The organism is Ureaplasma zalophigenitalium (genome assembly GCF_025780055.1).
Classification (GTDB): Bacteria; Bacillota_I; Bacilli_A; order Mycoplasmatales; family Mycoplasmoidaceae; genus Ureaplasma; species Ureaplasma zalophigenitalium.
On sequence record NZ_JAOXHJ010000001.1, the window covers coordinates 101553 to 119503 of the forward strand.

Annotated in this window: 20 protein-coding genes and 1 pseudogene; 19 read left to right on the forward strand and 2 right to left on the reverse strand. The window is 32.8% G+C overall.

Going from position 1 to position 17951, the window contains the following annotated elements; genetic code table 4:
* The first annotated feature begins 80 nt into the window (after positions 1-80).
* From hpt to purB, 3 genes are read left to right on the forward strand one after another with little or no spacing between them, the layout of a single operon-like run.
* Entirely contained in the window at positions 81-617 is a 537-nt protein-coding gene (gene hpt / locus OF365_RS00450; RefSeq protein ID WP_263817662.1) for a hypoxanthine phosphoribosyltransferase, read from the forward strand.
* The gene (locus OF365_RS00455) at positions 607-1902 is read left to right on the forward strand and encodes an adenylosuccinate synthase (RefSeq protein WP_263817663.1); all 1296 of its coding nucleotides are present in this window, start codon (positions 607-609) and stop codon (positions 1900-1902) included. Before hpt ends, OF365_RS00455 begins: the two co-directional genes overlap by 11 nt.
* A 4-nt stretch (positions 1903-1906) precedes the next feature.
* On the forward strand, positions 1907-3334 hold the full coding sequence (gene purB, locus OF365_RS00460) for an adenylosuccinate lyase (protein ID WP_263817664.1): 1428 nt from the start codon (positions 1907-1909) through the stop codon (positions 3332-3334).
* A 43-nt stretch (positions 3335-3377) separates the two neighbouring features.
* Here the strand turns inward: purB and msrA are convergent, their stop codons facing one another.
* On the reverse strand, positions 3378-3848 hold the full coding sequence (msrA, locus tag OF365_RS00465) for a peptide-methionine (S)-S-oxide reductase MsrA (protein ID WP_263817665.1): 471 nt from the start codon (positions 3846-3848) through the stop codon (positions 3378-3380).
* Between the two features lies 1 nt (position 3849).
* Positions 3850-5424 carry a magnesium transporter gene (gene mgtE / locus OF365_RS00470; RefSeq protein ID WP_263817666.1) on the reverse strand — a complete coding sequence of 525 codons (1575 nt, stop codon included), beginning with the start codon at positions 5422-5424 and terminating at the stop codon, positions 3850-3852.
* Between the two features lie 200 nt (positions 5425-5624).
* Here mgtE and rpmG point away from each other — a divergent pair, with 200 nt between their 5' ends.
* The 16 genes and pseudogenes from rpmG to rplV all read left to right on the forward strand — a co-directional run bounded on the left by rpmG (position 5625) and on the right by rplV (position 17950).
* Positions 5625-5768 carry a 50S ribosomal protein L33 gene (gene rpmG, locus OF365_RS00475; RefSeq protein ID WP_263821738.1) on the forward strand — a complete coding sequence of 48 codons (144 nt, stop codon included), beginning with the start codon at positions 5625-5627 and terminating at the stop codon, positions 5766-5768.
* Positions 5768-6256, forward strand: coding sequence for a preprotein translocase subunit SecE (gene secE, locus OF365_RS00480; RefSeq protein ID WP_263817668.1), 489 nt, complete (start codon positions 5768-5770; stop codon positions 6254-6256). The genes rpmG and secE overlap by 1 nt, the downstream gene beginning before the upstream one ends.
* Positions 6257-6270: 14 nt before the next feature.
* A complete protein-coding gene (nusG, locus tag OF365_RS00485) occupies positions 6271-7071 on the forward strand; it encodes a transcription termination/antitermination protein NusG (protein ID WP_263817669.1) in 801 nt (266 codons plus the stop codon).
* 37 nt (positions 7072-7108) lie between these two features.
* Positions 7109-8176 carry an MSC_0882 family membrane protein gene (locus OF365_RS00490; RefSeq protein ID WP_263817670.1) on the forward strand — a complete coding sequence of 356 codons (1068 nt, stop codon included), beginning with the start codon at positions 7109-7111 and terminating at the stop codon, positions 8174-8176.
* Positions 8169-9776 (forward strand): formate--tetrahydrofolate ligase, encoded by a 1608-nt coding sequence (locus OF365_RS00495; RefSeq protein WP_263817671.1) that lies wholly within the window; start codon positions 8169-8171, stop codon positions 9774-9776. Before OF365_RS00490 ends, OF365_RS00495 begins: the two co-directional genes overlap by 8 nt.
* 23 nt (positions 9777-9799) lie before the next feature.
* Complete coding sequence (locus OF365_RS00500; protein ID WP_263817672.1) at positions 9800-12151, forward strand: APC family permease; 2352 nt, start codon at positions 9800-9802, stop codon at positions 12149-12151.
* A 189-nt stretch (positions 12152-12340) separates the two neighbouring features.
* Positions 12341-12898 carry a translation initiation factor IF-3 gene (gene infC / locus OF365_RS00505; protein ID WP_263817673.1) on the forward strand — a complete coding sequence of 186 codons (558 nt, stop codon included), beginning with the start codon at positions 12341-12343 and terminating at the stop codon, positions 12896-12898.
* A gap of 15 nt (positions 12899-12913) precedes the next feature.
* Positions 12914-13108: a 50S ribosomal protein L35 gene (gene rpmI, locus OF365_RS00510; RefSeq protein WP_263817674.1), complete on the forward strand. Its 195-nt coding sequence runs from the start codon at positions 12914-12916 to the stop codon at positions 13106-13108.
* A 15-nt stretch (positions 13109-13123) separates the two neighbouring features.
* Complete coding sequence (gene rplT / locus OF365_RS00515; protein ID WP_263817675.1) at positions 13124-13492, forward strand: 50S ribosomal protein L20; 369 nt, start codon at positions 13124-13126, stop codon at positions 13490-13492.
* A 228-nt stretch (positions 13493-13720) separates the two neighbouring features.
* Positions 13721-14053, forward strand: coding sequence for a 30S ribosomal protein S10 (gene rpsJ / locus OF365_RS00520; RefSeq protein ID WP_263817676.1), 333 nt, complete (start codon positions 13721-13723; stop codon positions 14051-14053).
* 19 nt (positions 14054-14072) lie between these two features.
* Complete coding sequence (gene rplC, locus OF365_RS00525; protein WP_263817677.1) at positions 14073-14765, forward strand: 50S ribosomal protein L3; 693 nt, start codon at positions 14073-14075, stop codon at positions 14763-14765.
* A gap of 10 nt (positions 14766-14775) precedes the next feature.
* Positions 14776-15396 (forward strand): 50S ribosomal protein L4, encoded by a 621-nt coding sequence (gene rplD / locus OF365_RS00530; RefSeq protein WP_263817678.1) that lies wholly within the window; start codon positions 14776-14778, stop codon positions 15394-15396.
* A gap of 21 nt (positions 15397-15417) precedes the next feature.
* A pseudogene (locus OF365_RS00535) lies at positions 15418-15717 on the forward strand (50S ribosomal protein L23); the annotation flags it as partial.
* Between the two features lie 152 nt (positions 15718-15869).
* Positions 15870-16709, forward strand: a complete 840-nt coding sequence (gene rplB, locus OF365_RS00540) for a 50S ribosomal protein L2 (RefSeq protein WP_263817679.1) — start codon at positions 15870-15872, stop codon at positions 16707-16709.
* 21 nt (positions 16710-16730) lie between these two features.
* Positions 16731-16997, forward strand: coding sequence for a 30S ribosomal protein S19 (gene rpsS, locus OF365_RS00545; RefSeq protein WP_263817680.1), 267 nt, complete (start codon positions 16731-16733; stop codon positions 16995-16997).
* 20 nt (positions 16998-17017) lie between these two features.
* Complete coding sequence (gene rplV / locus OF365_RS03300) at positions 17018-17950, forward strand: 50S ribosomal protein L22 (RefSeq protein ID WP_416906737.1); 933 nt, start codon at positions 17018-17020, stop codon at positions 17948-17950.
* Position 17951 lies beyond the last annotated feature (1 nt).

The following is a 17951-nucleotide window of genomic DNA, read 5'->3' on the forward strand; positions in this document are numbered from 1 at the left end:
AAAACATATATATTTTAACAAATGCAAAAATATTTTTTTTATCTATAATATAATTTTCATATGAAGGGTGAGCAAATTAGATGTTTAAATATAAAATTCAAGAAATAATTTCAGCAGCAGAAATTCAAACAGCTGTACAAAAAATTGCGGACTCAATTAACCGTGATTACCATGATATGGAAATTGTCTTGGTTGGTCTATTAAGGGGTTCTGTAATGTTTTTGGCAGATCTGGCAAGACACATTAAAAATGAACACATTACTATTGATTTCATGAGTGTGTCTAGCTACGGCCATGAAATGCAAACGAGCGGAGAAATCAAGATTCTAAAAGATTTAGATGAAAATATTAAAAACAAAAATGTCATCATTGTTGAGGATATCATTGATACGGGCTTTACTTTAGATAAAATTTCTAAAATATTATGATCAAGGGAACCGAAGAGCTTAACAATTGCAACATTGCTAGACAAACCAGAATGTCGAATTAGCCATGTTGATGTTCAATATATTGGTTTTCAGATTCCTGATGAATTTGTAGTGGGATATGGCATTGATTACGCTCAAATGCATCGAGCTCTGCCATATATAGCTAGGGTGGTTAAAAGTGAAAAATAATTATCAAACTTATGTTGTTGTTGGGCTACAATTCGGTGATGAGGGCAAGGGGAAAATTATTGATGTGTTAGCCGAACAAGTTGATTATGTAGTGCGTTATCAAGGTGGTAATAATGCAGGTCATACGGTGGTAGTTAATGGGCAAAAATTTATTTTACACCTACTTCCATCTGGTATTTTAGCGTCTAGTGCAAAATGCTTAATCGGATCTGGTGTTGTGATTGACCCTAACGTTTTATTATCAGAAATAACAGCTTTGGAAGCGCGTGGCATGTCAACAGACCATTTGTTAATTGATATGCGTGCACACATTATTATGCCCTATCATTTACAACTAGATAAACTAAATGAAGAACTTTTACATCATCAAAAAATTGGAACAACACTTAGGGGGATTGGACCATGTTATATTGACAAATACAACCGTGTAGGGATTCGCGCTGTTGACTTAATTGATAAAAATATACTAAGAAAAAAAATCACAACTAATGCAATCCTTAAAAACCCTAATTTGAAAAACTTTAATTATGAATTGATTGATGTGGAAAAATTAGTGAATCAGTATTATGATCTAGGTCAAAAAATCAGTCACCGATTAGTGAATGGTACACAATTAATTAATCAAGAAATTGATCACCAAAAAAAAGTTCTTTTCGAAGGAGCGCAAGCTTTGATGCTAGATATAGACTATGGAACATATCCCTTTGTAACATCATCATCTCCTTCAGCTGGCGGTGTATGTATAGGAGTGGGAATTCCGCCTTATAAATTAAATAAAGTTTTTGGCGTTTTCAAAGCCTATACAACCCGAGTTGGCTCAGGAGTTTTTCCTACTCATTTAAATGATGAAATCGGTCTATACTTACAAGAAAAAGGTCATGAGTATGGAGCTACAACAGGTCGGAAGCGTGATTGTGGTTGACTAGATTTAGTGATGTTAAAACACGCCGTTATGGTTAATGGTGTAACTGACTTAGTCATTACTAAATTAGACATTTTAACAGGAATGAAAAAAATTAAGGTAGCTGTAAAATATATTATTGACAACCAAACATTTGAAACCATTCCACCATTTTATTTAGAAGATAAAAAAATTGAAATTGTGTACGAAGAGTTTGATGGTTGAGATGAGGATATTAGTAAAATGACAACTTATGCTGATTTGCCAAACAATGCAAAGCGTTATTTAGCGTTTATCGAAAAATCTGTGGGTGCTGATATCAGTTTAATTTCGATTGGACCCGATCGAAAACACAACATTTATAAAAAGGTAGATCTAATTTAAAAAAATGAAGACATATAAGAATCCACTCACAGATCGTTATAACACCGAAGAAATGGCTTATTTGTTTAGTGACCACTTTAAATTTAAAACATGACGTCTACTGTGAGTTAGTTTGGCACAAAATCAACGTAATTTAGGATTAAATTTTATTCAGCAAGATCAAGTTGATGCGATGAGAGCCAAAGTTGATGACATTGACTTTGTGATGGCTAATGAATTTGAAAAACAGTTTAAACATGATGTAATGGCACACGTACATACTTTCGGGCGTCAAGTACCTAGTGCTGCTAAAATTATTCACTTAGGGGTGACTAGCGCTTTTGTTCAAGACAATACAAATCTAATTCAAATGAAAGAAGCCTTATTGTTAATTCGTCAGCATTTAGTTGCATTACTCCATGATTTATGCGACTTTGCTTTGCAACACCAAGATTTAGCTACTTTGAGTTTTACACACTTTCAACCTGCTCAATTAACAACGGTTGGCAAACGCGCTTGTTTGTGAGCTCAATCCTTTTTTATGAATTTAGAGCAACTAGATTATCTTACGGATAATCTAGCATTTCGTGGGATTAAAGGGACAACAGGGACTCAAGCCAGTTTTCAAACACTTTTTAACAACGATTATTCTAAGGTTGTGCAATTGGATAAATTAGTTACCAAAGATTTTGGGTTTAAAAAGCGTTTATTAATTACAGGGCAAACCTATGATCGCTTACAAGATACACAAATTTTACAGCTTTTGTCAAACATTGCAACCTCCGCGCATAAGCTTACAAATGATTTTCGTTTATTACAACATTTGAAGGAAATAGAAGAACCTTTCGAAAAAGATCAAATCGGTTCTTCGGCTATGGCTTATAAACGCAATCCAATGCGATGCGAAAGAGTAAGCTCGCTGGCTAAATTTGTTATTTCCTTAGAGGCAAACGGCCCATGAGTAGCTGCTACACAATGATTTGAACGAACATTAGATGACTCAGCGAACAAACGATTAAGTCATCCCCAAGCATTTTTAGCTACAGAAGCTTTTTTGAATATTCTAAGAAACATTATTTCTAATTGTGTTGTATACCCACAAATTATCAAAAGGCACGTGAGAGACGAATTACCTTTTATGATTACTGAAAAAATTTTAATGCAGGCTACAAAAAACGGGGCTAATAGACAAGAGGTTCACGAAATTATTCGTGAAATTAGTATGCAAGAAAGTTATTTAATTAAAAACGAAGGTCAGTCTAATAATTTAATCGTTCATTTATTAAATGACTCACGCCTCAAACTAAACAAACAAGAGTTGGAAGAAGAATTGGACCCGCAACTACACATCGGTTTTTCTGTCGAGCAAACTCAAGAATACGTTCAGCACATTAGAAAGTACATTGGAAAAAAAACTGAAAAGTCAAAAAAAGTCAAAAAATTTACATTATAAAAACCAGCATAGGCTGGTTTTTTTCTTGTGTTTAATAGAAAAACTAAAATTTGATATGACAAACAACATCTGGATGTTTGTTGGTGTAATTTTGGTGTTCTTCTTCTGCTAAAAAATAGTTAGTGATTTTTTCTACTTCTGTTACGATTGGTTTGTCATATTGACCTTGTATTTTAGCAATTTTTTCTCTAATAACTACTAAATCATCATTGATTTCGTAATAAACTCCATTGCGGTATTGAGTACCAAAATCATCGGCCTGATAATTTAAAGCAGTAGGATCAATTACTGCGAAAAAATGATCAAGTAATTCTTTTAAAGAAATTTCACTTTCCTGATAATAAATTTCCAATGTTTCCACTGCATTAGTTAATTGTTTTTTAACCTGCTGATATGTTGGATTATGTACTTGTGAATTAGCATATCCTACAGTTGTAAATATGACTCCCTTGAGTTTTTGAAAATATCCTTGCATACCCCAAAAACATCCTCCAGCTAAATATATACGACGCAAATTAAACAGCCCCCTTTATGAAATTAATGACCTGTGCAACACTATTTGTGTTGTTTATATTACCTGAATTATTAATATTGTTAACCACATCTTGGTCAATAACAATAATTAGGAAACCGATACAAATACTGAAAAGAATTGTTGATGTTACCATATCTAACAGTGTTGCTAAAATCGGTGTAGACATTACAGTCGGATCAACTTTAAATTTAGTAGCAATAATAGGTAGTAACGCCCCTAAAACTTTTGATAAGACAATTGAAATTCACAAGGCTAACGAAGCACCAGCACTTACAATTGTTCCGATAATAATGGGACTTTGTATGGTTGTTAAATAATCCCCACCTTGTTGGATTTCTGGCTTGATAATTAAAAAGAAAATAACTAATCGCACGAAGTTGATGATGGCTAGAACTAGTCCGACAACATTTCCAACTAAAAACTCTTTTCACATAACCTTTGAAAACTCTTTTTTAGTGATTTCACCAATCGATAATGCTCGGATAACTGAAGCTGCTGTTTGGCTGCCTGCATTCCCGCTAGTTCCTGTCATAGCTGGGATAATCGGTACGATAACTAATGATGATAAGCCAGCAGTTCATACTTGACCGATATCTTGGAATTTAGAAATTAAAAAAGAGGTGATTGTTGCTGAAATCAATAAAATGGCTAATCACAGCAAACGTGATTTAAATAAAGTGATTACACTGGTTTTCATGTATGGAAAATCTAATTCTTTCATCCCATACATTTTATAAATATCTTCAGTTGTTTCTTCGTTAATAACTGGCAAAATGTCGTTGTCAGAAATATAACCCAATAACCGATCATTCTGATCAATAACTGCTAGTTGTTCAATTGAATACTTTGAAAAAATTTCAATAACTTGATCAACGGACTCATCACTACGCAAATAGAAAACATCTTCTTGCATGATATCCTTGATATATTGTTGGTTATTAGTTTGGGCAAAAAACAAATCATTAAAACCTACTAAACCTTTTAGTCTACCAAATTCATCGACAACAAAAATGAAATTATTGCGTTCAAAATTATCATATTGTTTTTTAATATCAGCAACAGCTTTTTCAATTGTTCAATTAATATTTAATGAATAAAACTCACTATTAATCAAACTTCCAGCCTCATCCTGATCATATTCTGTCATTTGATTTAATGCTGCACGTTGCTGGGAATCTAACGATAATAAGATTTTTTTTATTTCTTTAGGAAATTGATAAGTTAAATCAACAATATCGTCATTATATAATTCAAATAAAATAATTTTTAATTGCGAAATAGTACTGGATTGAATGACAATCAATTTGGCCGAGTGATTTAAAAATTTAAAAATCTCACCACAGCGATCATCCTTTGCTGTAATTAAACAGAAAATTGTTAACTGTGCATCATTTAAGTGTTCTAAAGCTTGTACGACAAGGTCAATCCGTCGGTTTTTAAGCATTTTCTTTAGAGTATTAACATCTTTTTGTTCGTACGCTTTTTTAATTGTATTTGCAAACAAATTAATATTATCTTTATTGATAGTTTGTTTATCTTTTTTCTTAAACATCATCAGTACCCCTCTCTTGCTATATTGATCTTAATCTATTATAATTGTTTTTATTGCTTGTTAGAAGCTAAACTGTAAAATATTCGTATAAAATAAAAACAAAACAATGCGAAAATTTATTTTTTTATGGTAAAAGAATATTATAATTTTAATAAAGACCTTTTGGGTCTTTTTTAATTGTGTTAACGAAAGTGGGTATGTGAATGAAAAAAGTGATATTAGTCTGTGAAGATTGTTTATCTCGCAATTATCACACTACGCGAAATAAATATGCTCAAGAACGATTAGAATTAAAAAAATACTGCCCTCGTTGCGAACGATCTGTATTACATAAGGAAACAAGATAATGGGCAAAAAAACAAACAAGTTTATCTCTATTCAAGAACGTGAATACGAGATGAACGAGGCATACGAACAAGAAGTCAAAAAACAACGTAAGCAAGATTATATAAACGAAAAAAAAGTTCTTGATCAACAAAAAAAAGTGATTAACCATCAAATGGAAAATCGCAAAAAAAACATTTTAATCATGCAAAAAAATAGCGCAGTTTCTAAGGAATCAATTAATCAATATAGTCAGCAAACAAGTCTATTGATCAAGAAGCTTGTCGAACAGCATTATCAAGATGTGCGAAATTTAAATGCGAAATACGAAAAAAACAATTTCTTAATCGAGCGTTGATTCTACGGTGTTAATAAAGAGTTGCGCAGAACAACATGAGCCAAAAAAACAACAGTAATAATAAGTTTTATCATTATTGTGGTTATTGTTTTAATTTTAATGGGCATCTTCTATGGGATTGATGCTGCATTCATTCGTTTGAGTACAAAATAAAGAGGGATAAAAAAATGGCAAATTATAAATTAAAGGATCATAGTCAAAAATGATTAGATGATTTAAAAATTGATTTAAATCACAACCAACACCAATGATATATTATTACAGTAGTTGGAGGAAATGAACAAAAAGTAGTTGCTGATTTAAAAAATAAAATTAAAGGTTACGGCTTAGCAAGCTTCTTTAGTGACATTAAAATCATTAAACAAAAAATTAAAGAAGTTAAAATTTACGAAAAAGATGACGCTCCTAAAAATATGAAAAACAAACCGGATGTTAAGTGGGAAACAGTCATGATTGATGGAGTTATTAAATATCGTTGTACACGAATTAAAGAACAAAATAAATTCCGGGGATATGTATTTATTAAAGTAGATATGACTCGTCAAGTGTGATATTTAATCAGAAACACACAAATGGTAACTGGTTTAGTCGGATCGTCAGGAAAAAATACAACACCCCATCCAGTTAGTGAAGATGAAATTGTCAAAATGATTCACGAAAACGATCGTGCTTCATCTCAGGTTAAATTGGAAGAAAATAATGAACAACCACAAGTTGATCTTCCTGAGGTTGATGCTAAAGAAGTGACTTTAATCAAAGACCATGAAGACGATGTTGTTTATGACTTTAAACTAAACCAATCAGTACGGATTTTGTCTGATAATTTTTATGATGAAATTGGTACGATTTCAAAAATTGATAATGCTAAGAAAATGGTCGAAGTACAACTTGAGTTTTTCGGCCGTCTCAATACTTTAAATTTATCTTTTAAGGACATTGCTATTTACGACGGAGATGAACCGTTATAATTAAAGCAAGTAATATACTCTAATATAGGAGTTTAATATGCCAAATACAAGACCCAATATTATGGTGAATGATACATCTAATTCACAAGTGGTTGATAGTAACGATAATATTTTGTCACGATTGCAAAAGATAGAAGAAGAGAATGCGCGTTTAAAAATGCAAAACCAACAACTGGCTTTACAATCTGCTTCATCTAATCTAATCACCCCAATTACGCCAATGGATGTAACGCCAGCTGTTTATAATAGTAATACAAACAAGGATATTCACCCAACCGAAGCATTTGTGATAGACATATCACAAAATACAAAAACACCCGATTTTTATGAAAAAGAAAAATATTCTAGCCTTTGCAAATTAACTTTTTGAGTTTTTTTAATCGGTTTAATTTTAGGTGCTATTGCTTATTTTATCTACAAGGTTGTAGAAGAAAAATTTACTCCTTGAATTTTTCTGCCGTTTTTAATGATGTTTGTGGTTTGTTTTTGTATGAGTTTATCTGTTTCTTCTGACTATCGTAATTTTAAGCGTGAAAGTAAAAATCTATCGCAGAGTCTGGATGCATGTAATACATCTAATTTCATCTTAAAAATATATAAAAAGCTTGTCACGGCACCAATTATTATTAATTGAGTTTCGGCATCATTATATTTAGTTTTAGGATTTTGTATTTTATTCACTTTTTTACTGACATATTTAATCAATTTAATTAACAATGGCGCAATTCATTTAAATCAAATATCGTTTGGTGATTTACGGATCATTAAAAATCCGACAAATTTGAATGATGTGATCAATTTAAAAACCCCTTTATATGCAGTTATTAGTTTTGGCACATTGCTATGTTTTGTATTTGTAACTCATTTGATGATGATCACTAGTGCCAAAATTCGACTCGACAGAATAAATGTTTATTATAAAGAACCAATTATTACAAATGACGATGAATTAAAACTAAAACAAAACGCTTTCAAAAAAGGTTTAATAGTTTTTTGTATCCTCCTAGTTATTATTGGGATCATTCTGTTAGTTATCTATTTAATAGCTTTTAAGCACAAAAAGAATCGTTCAATAATTAAAGAAGAGGTATTAAGCCGTGGATAAAATAGTAAATATTATTAAAAAACATAAACTAGAAGTAGCAGAATATGATTTGTATGGCGAATACATTGCTAAAGTTAAACAAACAACTCGCTCGTCAAAAGAAGGGGCAAATTGTTTTTCTCAAAAAAAGAAACCCGCGTTAATTGTCGTGACAGCTATGAATCCTAATCCATCTGGTGAGGGAAAAACAACAACCAGCATTGGCTTAGTGGATTGTTTAAACAAACATAATGTACGCGCTATGGGAGCTCTACGAGAACCTTCTTTAGGCCCAGTCTTTGGTATGAAGGGCACAGGTTCGGGTGGTGGATCTAGTAAATTAGAACCATTTGCAAAAATCAACCTTCATTTCACAGGCGATTTGCATGCAATTGCTACTGCAAATAATTTAATTGTAGCGGTGCTAGAAAATGAAATTTATAATCAATCATCTTTAAATATAGATCCAGCTCAAATTTTAATTAAACGATGCATGGATATGAACGATCGTTCTTTGCGTGAAATTAATTACCAAGTTAAAACAAAACAAATTAATACTGGTTTTAATATTACTGCCGCATGTGATTTAATGGCATTGATTTGTTTGGCTCGTGATAAACAAGATTTCAAAACACAACTAAATGCAACAACTGTGGCTTATACATATGACAATAAACCAGTAACAATCAATGATCTACAAATTATTGATAGCCTAATGATTATTTTGCAGGATGCATTATATCCAAACTTGGTGCAAACAGCTGAAAATAATCCGGTACTAGTTCATGGCGGACCATTTGCAAATATTGCTCACGGATGCAGCTCGCTGATTGCTACAAATATGGCTAAAGAACTAGCAGATGTTGTTGTAACCGAATGCGGCTTTGGCGCTGATCTTGGACTAGAAAAATTTATGAACATTAAAAGTCAGTTAGGATCAGTTGATGTTAGTTTAATCGGTCTAGTAATTTCGTTAAAAACTATTCGTCACCACGGTGCATATAAATTTGATAATTCAAACCCCTTAGAAATCATAAAAAACGGATTTAAAAATGTTTTAGCGCATATTAAGCATATTCAAGGCTATAATATAAAATATATGGCTTATATAAATGTGAATGAGGTTACTGATACGCCAGAAGAATTAGCTTTCCTTGAGCAATTGCTTGATGAGCATCAAATTCCCCGCGCTCGTAGTTATGCTTATGCTTACGGTTCGCAAAAATCCCAAGAAATGTTTGAAAAAACAATGGAACAATTAAATAATTCCAAAAATTGCTCGCCAGCATACTTATATGATATTAAAAATGATAGCGTTATTGACAAAATTAATCAGATTATTACACGTGCATACCATGCTAAAAAAGTTATTTTTTCACGAGAAGCGCAAGTGCAAATAGCTGAATTAAAACGTCAGGATTGATTTGTATGCATGGCTAAAAACCCTTATTCACTGACGGATGACCAGACAATTTTAAATGTTCCAGAACCTTTTGATATTCATGTTAGCCATATTGAATTTAACAATTTTGCGAATTTGTTAATTGTCATCACGTCGAAAATTTTTCGGATGCCTGGTTTAAATAAAAATCCGGCCGCTAAAAATTTCATCATTAAATAACATAAAAAAAGAAAGGAATTGAAATGATAAATAATGAAATAAAAGAAAAAAAAGTTTTAAAAAAACTTGAAAAAAATAAAAAAGTTTCTTTAATTGGGTTCGTTTTATTAACGGCGAGTGCAATTGTTGCTTTTTATACGTTTCCAAGTTTATCAACAGCAGGTTGAATTGCAATTATTTTTGCATTTATAACAGCCTTTTGTTGATTCATACCCATCGGTATGGCCGCTGCCGAAATGGCAACCATTAAAGGTTGAACCCATGGAGGATTGTTCACCTGGGTAAGAAATTTAATTGGTCCACGAGCAGGATTTTTAGTTACATGATTACAATTTCAAGTAGCTTTTGGTTTTGTGGCCATGGTCCTATTTATCCTATCATCTTTTTCATTCGGTTTTGCCGGAGGTGCGGGATATAATTACTTTAATACCCTAAAATTAGGGACAACATTAAATCAAGCAAGTAGCATCAATTTGTCTAAAACATTTAATAGTGGATCAGCATATGGTATTGCAATTGCTGTTTTATTTGTGTTGATTATGCTTTCTTTATGAGGGCAAAAACGTGTCCACCAAATGGGTCAAATCGCTTTGGTAATAGGTATTTTATTACCATTCGCAATTGTGCTAGGTTTTTCATTCTATACAATTGCTAATCTAGAAGATCCTTTGTATTACATTGGTAAATCGTTTTTAAAAGAAGGGCACTTATCACCTAATGTAACAGGTTCATCTTACGAGTTGAATAAAACATTTATGTCTTCAACTGTAATGGCATCGTTCATGGCTTTTAGTTTTAGTTTACATGGTGTGGAAGTTTCAGCGATTGCTTCAAACCGTATGAACAACCCTTCTAAACAATATCCGCGTGCAATGGCAATTGTGGTAGCAATTGCTCTAATCTGCATCGTTATTGGATCTATTATGATTTCAATGACTGTACCAACTTCTACATTATCTTTCAACGGTGGATTAGTACAAACAATTATGTTTAACTTGTCGGTTGGAGGAGTAGATGTAAAACTACCAAACGAAACAAACCCGACTCACTTCACAACTTTAGCACATGCTTATGAAGTTGTTGAAAGAGATTATGGTACTGCTGCTGCCAACCAAGTAATGTACCAATATATTTACCACGAATCACTAAATAATGTTTTAACTAATTCAGATTCACAGGCTGCAGCAGGATTGCTAGTTAAATCTACTGAATTAACAGATCCAATCGCAAATCCAAGTCAATTCATCCAAGTTATTGATCGACCAATTGATCATACAGCAATGCGTGGTTTCCAAGCGATTTCTTTCTTCACTGGAATTGGGGTATTGATTGAAGTTTCTGTTTGAATGAGTAATTTATCTACAGGTTTAAACTATGCAATGCGTCAGGCTCATTTTCCAAAATGATCAACATACCAAATTAAAAATGGTTCAGCGTTAACTTTAAGCTTCCTATGATTTATTTTATTGTCAGGAATTTTTGCAGTTTACATGTTTGGTTACAATTCATTATTAGGATATGAAGGTAAAACCATTACTGACATTCTAGCTAACGAAGGGGTTAATGCTGATGGTGAAAAACTAAACTTATCATCTGCACAACTAGATAATATTAAAGATCAATTCCGTGCCATTTACCACTATGACCCAAATCATGCCAAAGCAATTATCTACCACTTCGACTTTAACCACATTTCTAACGAACAAGTGCAAAAAGTCATGGACAACATTGCTAATCTAACAGGTTATCAACCAGTTGCTTCAGGAATTCCTGCATCGGTAACCAACATTGGATTTATTTCAAACGTAGTCTCACAAATTTCAATGTACTACATTGGTTATAATATTTTCTTAATCGGATATATTCGTTTCGTAATCAAAGCAAACTACTTGAAACGTTCTTTCGAAATCAAGCATCGTTGATTGCAAATTCTATTAGCTAGTTTAGCTATTGGTGTTAACTCATTTGCAGTAGTTGCAACATACTTGCCGGCCGCTCCCGAATTATATCCAGGAGCAACAGCGTACCACCTATTCGTCTCAATCGCTTTACCAATGTTCATTTGTACTTTAACATTTGGTTTAATGATGTATTTAATCAATTACATTTGAAACAAGAGACGAGGCGTAAACTTACAAGAAATTCCAAATCTATCGAATGTGGATCAAAACGTTCTTGATTTAATCAAAAACCCACAATTATATGCTAACGATCCTCGTTTTGCTGACAAACAAGCACGTATCGCATTTATGAAACATAAATACGAACAATACTTAACGTTGAAAAATAAAGACGAATTAATACAAGCAAATAAGGAACTAGCTTACCTAAGTCAAGAATTCGAAAGATTATTCCCAATGGAAATTGAAGAATAATTATTAAGTTTTTATGATATAATAATAAATTGTATAAAGAAAGAAGTGGAGTCGAACTCTGCTCACCTGATTTTCGCAAGTGAAAATGGGTATCATGCTTTCAGTCTTATTTAGAATTAATAAATACTATTGTTAATTAAAATACCAAGATTTTCTTTATACATTGAATAAAAAATAGTAGGAGTTTTAATGAATAAAGCACCAGAAACAAGAGATCCTCGCACAAGAGATAATCAAAAACAGCCATTAATTAATGAAAATATTCGTTTCCGTCGAATGATGGTCATTGACGAAAAGGGCAATAATCTTGGCGAAATGGACCGTGATCAAGCATTGCGATTAGCTAGTCAAGCTAACTTAGACTTAGTTTTGATTGCGCGTCGTGAAAACAAACCCGTAGTAAAAATTTTAGATTATGGCAAATTCCGTTATGAACAAAAACGTAAACAGCGGGAAAATCGTAAAAATCAAACAATTACAAAGGTTAAAGAAATCAAAATTAAACCCACAATCGGTGATCACGATTTAAATGTTCGAATTGAAAATGCCAAAAAATGATTAGCAGATAAGGATCATGTTAAATTTGTAATCGTTGCACGTGGCCGTATGGCCTCGAAAATCGATATCATTAACGAAACATACCAAAAGTTTGCTAATGCTTTAGAGGGTATAGGAAACTTTGTTCAAGCAAATAAAAAAATTAATGATATGCGTTATGAAACGCTCATTGAACCTCTGAAAAAATAAAAAGGAAAGATAAACATGGCTAAAATTAAACAAAAAACAAAACGTGCTGTTGCCAAACGATTTAGTATTACTAAAAACGGCAAACTAAAAAGAAAACACGCATACCGTTCACATTTAGCTTTAGGTCGTTCTACGAAAGCAAAACGTCAATTACGTAAAGATACATTAGTACATGCTAGTGATGTTAAACGTTACGTTCAATGCTTATAGGATAAGGAGAATTTTATGAGAGTAAAAGGTGGAAGTGTTACACGTCAAAGACGTAAAGGTTGATTAAAGAAAGCTGAAGGTTCTTGAGGAACTCGTCATACATCTTTTAAAACCGCTAAACAAACAGTGATTCGTGCGAGTCAATATGCTTATAGAGATCGACGAAATAAAAAGCGTGATTTTAGAAAATTATGAATTTCAAGAATCAACGCTGCAGTTCGCGCACTTGGATTTACTTATTCAGCATTTATGAACGCATTGGTAAAAAATAATGTAATTTCAAAAACTGACAATGCTGGATTAAATAGAAAAATGCTTTCTGAATTAGCAATTAATAACCATGAAGCATTTGCTAACTTAGTTAATCAAGTAATGAATAAATAATTAATTATTAAACAAAAAAAGATTGTTCTGCAACAATCTTTTTTATTTATATTAAGAATAAAAAATAAATCCTTGCTATTTAAAAAGGTTTTAGATATAATTATAAAGGTTTTGTTATTGTTAAGATTGCTGATACACCGAAATGAGTTGTCACGTATCAGGTAACTTATTAATAATCAATTCTATGATTCAATTATCATTATCAAATGTGAAAGGAAGACAACAAGTATGAGTCAAGAATTAAACAAGAAAACGAACGTTAAAAAAGAATGACGTATTCGTTTACAATCTTATGATCATAGACTATTAGATGAAACTGTTAAAAAGATCATCGAAATAGCTTCTAAGAAATCAAAGGTAAGAGGACCTATTCCATTACCTACAAAAAAGGAAATTTTTACAATCCTTCGTTCACCACACGTTAATAAGCCAAGTCGTGAACAATTCGAAAGAAGAACACACAAACGTTTATTGATTATTGAAAGTCAAGATGCGAGTACAGGTGCTGAATTAAAACGTCTTAGCATCCCATTCGGTGTTGACGTCAAGATTAAACTTTAATATTATTTGGAGGCTATAAATGAAATCATTATTAGGAACAAAAGTGGGTATGACTCAAGTGTTCAGCGAAGACGGTCAAGCATTTGCTGCGACGGTTGTTTACGTTGAACCAAACGAAGTTTTAGCTGTTCGTACAAAAGCAAACGATGGCTATGACGCAGTTCAAGTGGGATACCACACTGTAAAAGAAAAAGCTTTAAATAAACCTCAATTAGGTTTATTTAACAAATTAAATGTTGAACCAAAAAGATATGTTAAAGAATTACGTGATGTGGCTGGAAATGTAGGCGACAAACTAGATGTTAACACTTTTGCTGCTAACGAATTAGTAAATGTACAAGCAATTACAAAAGGTCATGGATTCACGGGACCAATTAAACGACATAACTATAGTATGGGACCTATGGGTCATGGTGCTGGATATCCACACCGTTACGTTGGTTCGATTGCATGTGGTCGTGGGGGTTCACAAGCACAACGTGTATTTAAGGGTACAAAATTACCTGGACATTATGGTCATGAATTAGTAACAATTAAAAATTTATTAGTTTTAGATGTTCGTCCTGAGGAAAATTTAATTTTAATTAAAGGAGCAATTCCAGGACCCAAAGGTTCATTAATTACAATTAAGTCAGGTACTAAAGAAAACAAAGCAAGCCCAATTGCTATTGTAAATTATTCAAAAACAAATCAAACACAAGCAGAAAAATAGGAGTTAAAAGATGAATAAGATTAAATTACTGTCTGTCGATGGGTCATTATTAGATGCTAACTTTGAAGTAACTGCTGATCTATTTGTTGAAGAAGTTCACAAACAGGCGATGTTTGACGTTGTTCTAAGCGAAAACGCAGCAGAACGTCAAGGGACGCACTCGACATTAACTAAAGGTGAAGTACGGGGTGGTGGTAAAAAACCATGACGTCAAAAACACACCGGCAAGGCTCGTACAGGGTCGACACGTAACCCACATTGAACAGGTGGGGGTGTTGTCTTTGGACCTAAACCGAACCGTAATTATGCTAAGAAAGTAAATCAAAAAGTACGTTTGTTAGCATTCAAATCAGCATTAACTATTAAATTGAACAACCAAGCTTTATATGCATTAGATGCGAACGCTGCTTTAGAAGTTCCATCAACAAAGAAAATGGTTGAATTCATTAATACAGCAAATTTCCAAAATCAAAAAGTTTTAATAGCTTTAAATGATAAAAATGAAAATATTGCTAAATCAAGTGCAAACTTACAAAAAGTTATTGCTAAAAAATGAAATCAAGTATCTGTGCGCGATGTGATGCATGCCAATGTTGTCGTTGTTGCACAAGATATGTTAGCTAAGAAATAATAAAAGTTGGAGGGATAAAATATGGATATTACAACAATCATCTTACAGCCATATCGAACTGAAAAATCTGAAATGTTAAAATTATCAGAAAAAGAAACTTTAACTTTTTTAGTTGATAAACGTGCTAACAAATTCCAAATTCGTGAAGCGTTTGAAGCGATCTTCCGTCAAAAACCTGAATCAATTCATACAATTAACCGTGATTCAGTTAAGACAAGAACTGCTTCTCGTAATCCAGGATTTACAAAAGCGAAAAAAATCGCTTACATTACTTTACCAAAAGGTGTAAAGATTGCAATTTCTAACGAACAAGCTGAAGCTATGAAAAATAATGAAGCTGTCGTAGAAAAACCAACAGTAGAAACAGTTGAATCTACAGCTGTAAAAACTGTAAAAGAAAGTGGCAAAAAAGCTGCAGCAAAAAAATAATATAACAGTCGAAAAGCAAATACTTAAATAAGGAGCAAGCAATTATGGCAGTTAAGCGTATTAAAAATCGCTCAAGTGGTAAAAGACAAACCGTTTTAGTTGATTATAAATCTGTTTTAACAACTAATAAACCAGAGAAGTCTTTACTAGTTAGTTTAAATTCAAAAGCTGGTCGTAATAATCAAGGCAAGATTACGATTAGACATCACGGTGGAGGTCATAAACGTAAATATCGTTTAATTGACTTCAAGCGAGATAAGGACAATATTCCAGCAACTGTGAAATCAATTGAATACGATCCGAACCGTACTTCATTCATTTCATTAGTTGTCTATGCAGATGGTGAAAAACGTTATATCATTGCACCAAAAGGAATCAAAGTTGGTGACAAGATTATTTCAGGAAAAGAAAACATTGACATCTTTATTGGTAATACATTACCTTTAGAATTAATTCCTGAAGGTACAATCGTTCACAACATTGAATTATATCCTTTAGGGGGAGGGCAAGTAGCTCGTAGTGCTGGTGCTGGTGCACAAATCTTAGGGTTTGATGAAACAAACAAATTTGTGTTAGTTAAATTAAACTCAAACGAAGTACGTAAATTCCCTAAAACATGTCGTGCAACAATAGGTTCAGTTTCAAATGATGAACATAACCTGGAAAATTTAGGAAAAGCTGGTCGTTCACGTCACTTAGGTATTAGACCAACAGTTCGTGGTTCAGCTATGAACCCTAACGATCACCCGCATGGTGGGGGGGAAGGACGTTCTCCAATTGGGATGGACGCACCTCGTACACCTTGAGGTAAAAGACATATGGGTGTGAAAACTCGTAATAATAAAAAAGCTTCTACGAACTTGATTGTTCGTCGTCGTAAATAATAGTAGAAAGGAACAAACAGGATGTCTAGAAGTGCAAAAAAAGGTGCTTACGCTGAACCTAGTTTATTAGCAAAAGTACAAAAAGCAAATGCTACAGAATCAAAAAAACCAATTAAAACTTGATCACGTCGTAGTCAAATTTTCCCAGAATTCGTTGGTTTAACTTTCGAAGTACACAACGGAAAAGCTTTTATTAAAGTTTATGTAACTGAAGATATGATTGGACATAAACTGGGAGAATTTGCTCCAACTCGTAATTTCAAAAACCATACTGAAGCTAAACGTTAAGCAAGAAAGGATACTAATATATGACTACTCAAGTAAAACAAAATAATATTCGTATTTCTGCTCGTAAAGCGAAATTGGTAATTGATTTAATTCGTAATAAACCAGTTAACGAAGCGTTACGAATTTTAAATAATACAAACAAGAAGTTTGCCCCTATCGTAGCTAAATTATTAAAATCAGCTATTGCTAATGTGGAGCACAATTCAAAAGATATGGATCCAACGCAACTTTATGTTTACAAAATCGTTGCTAACCAAGGACCAACACTAAAACGTATGCTACCTCGTGCGAAAGGTGCAGCAGACCGTATTAAAAAACGCACAACTCATTTAGTGATTACATTATCAGACGATAAAAATGAAAAAATCACTGAACAACAAGCAATTAAAGAACGTTTAGCGAAACGTAAACAAAATAAAACAGAAACAGCAAGTAAATTGGCACAAGAACCTACAAAAGTGGTTACTGTTGACGAACAAGAATTAGCAAAACGTGAACAACAAGTGTTAAAAGTTGTTGAACCAACAGAAGTTAGTGCAGCAGATAAAGCTAAAGGTATTGAAGCGCCAGTTGTTGAAACAGAAAACATTATTATTTCAATGACAAAGAAAAACGCTCTAGCTTTATTTGAAAACCCAGAAAAAAATGTTGTTTTCTATAAAGTGACACCAACTAACCCAGTTAAACGTGTGATAGTTTATGCAGTGGCACCAGAAAAAAAAGTGTTAGGTGAATTCGATTTAGAAACAATCGATATCGGAGCACCTTCAACAATTTGAAGAAAATACAACAAACAATCTGTTTTAGTTAAAAAAGAATTTGATACTTATTTTGTTGAAAGCAAAAAAGCACATGCTATGATTGCGTCTCGTACATTTAAATATCGTACGCCGAAAAAATTATCAGATTACAACATGAAAAAGGGTCCTAGCGGATTCCAATATTTAAAATAAT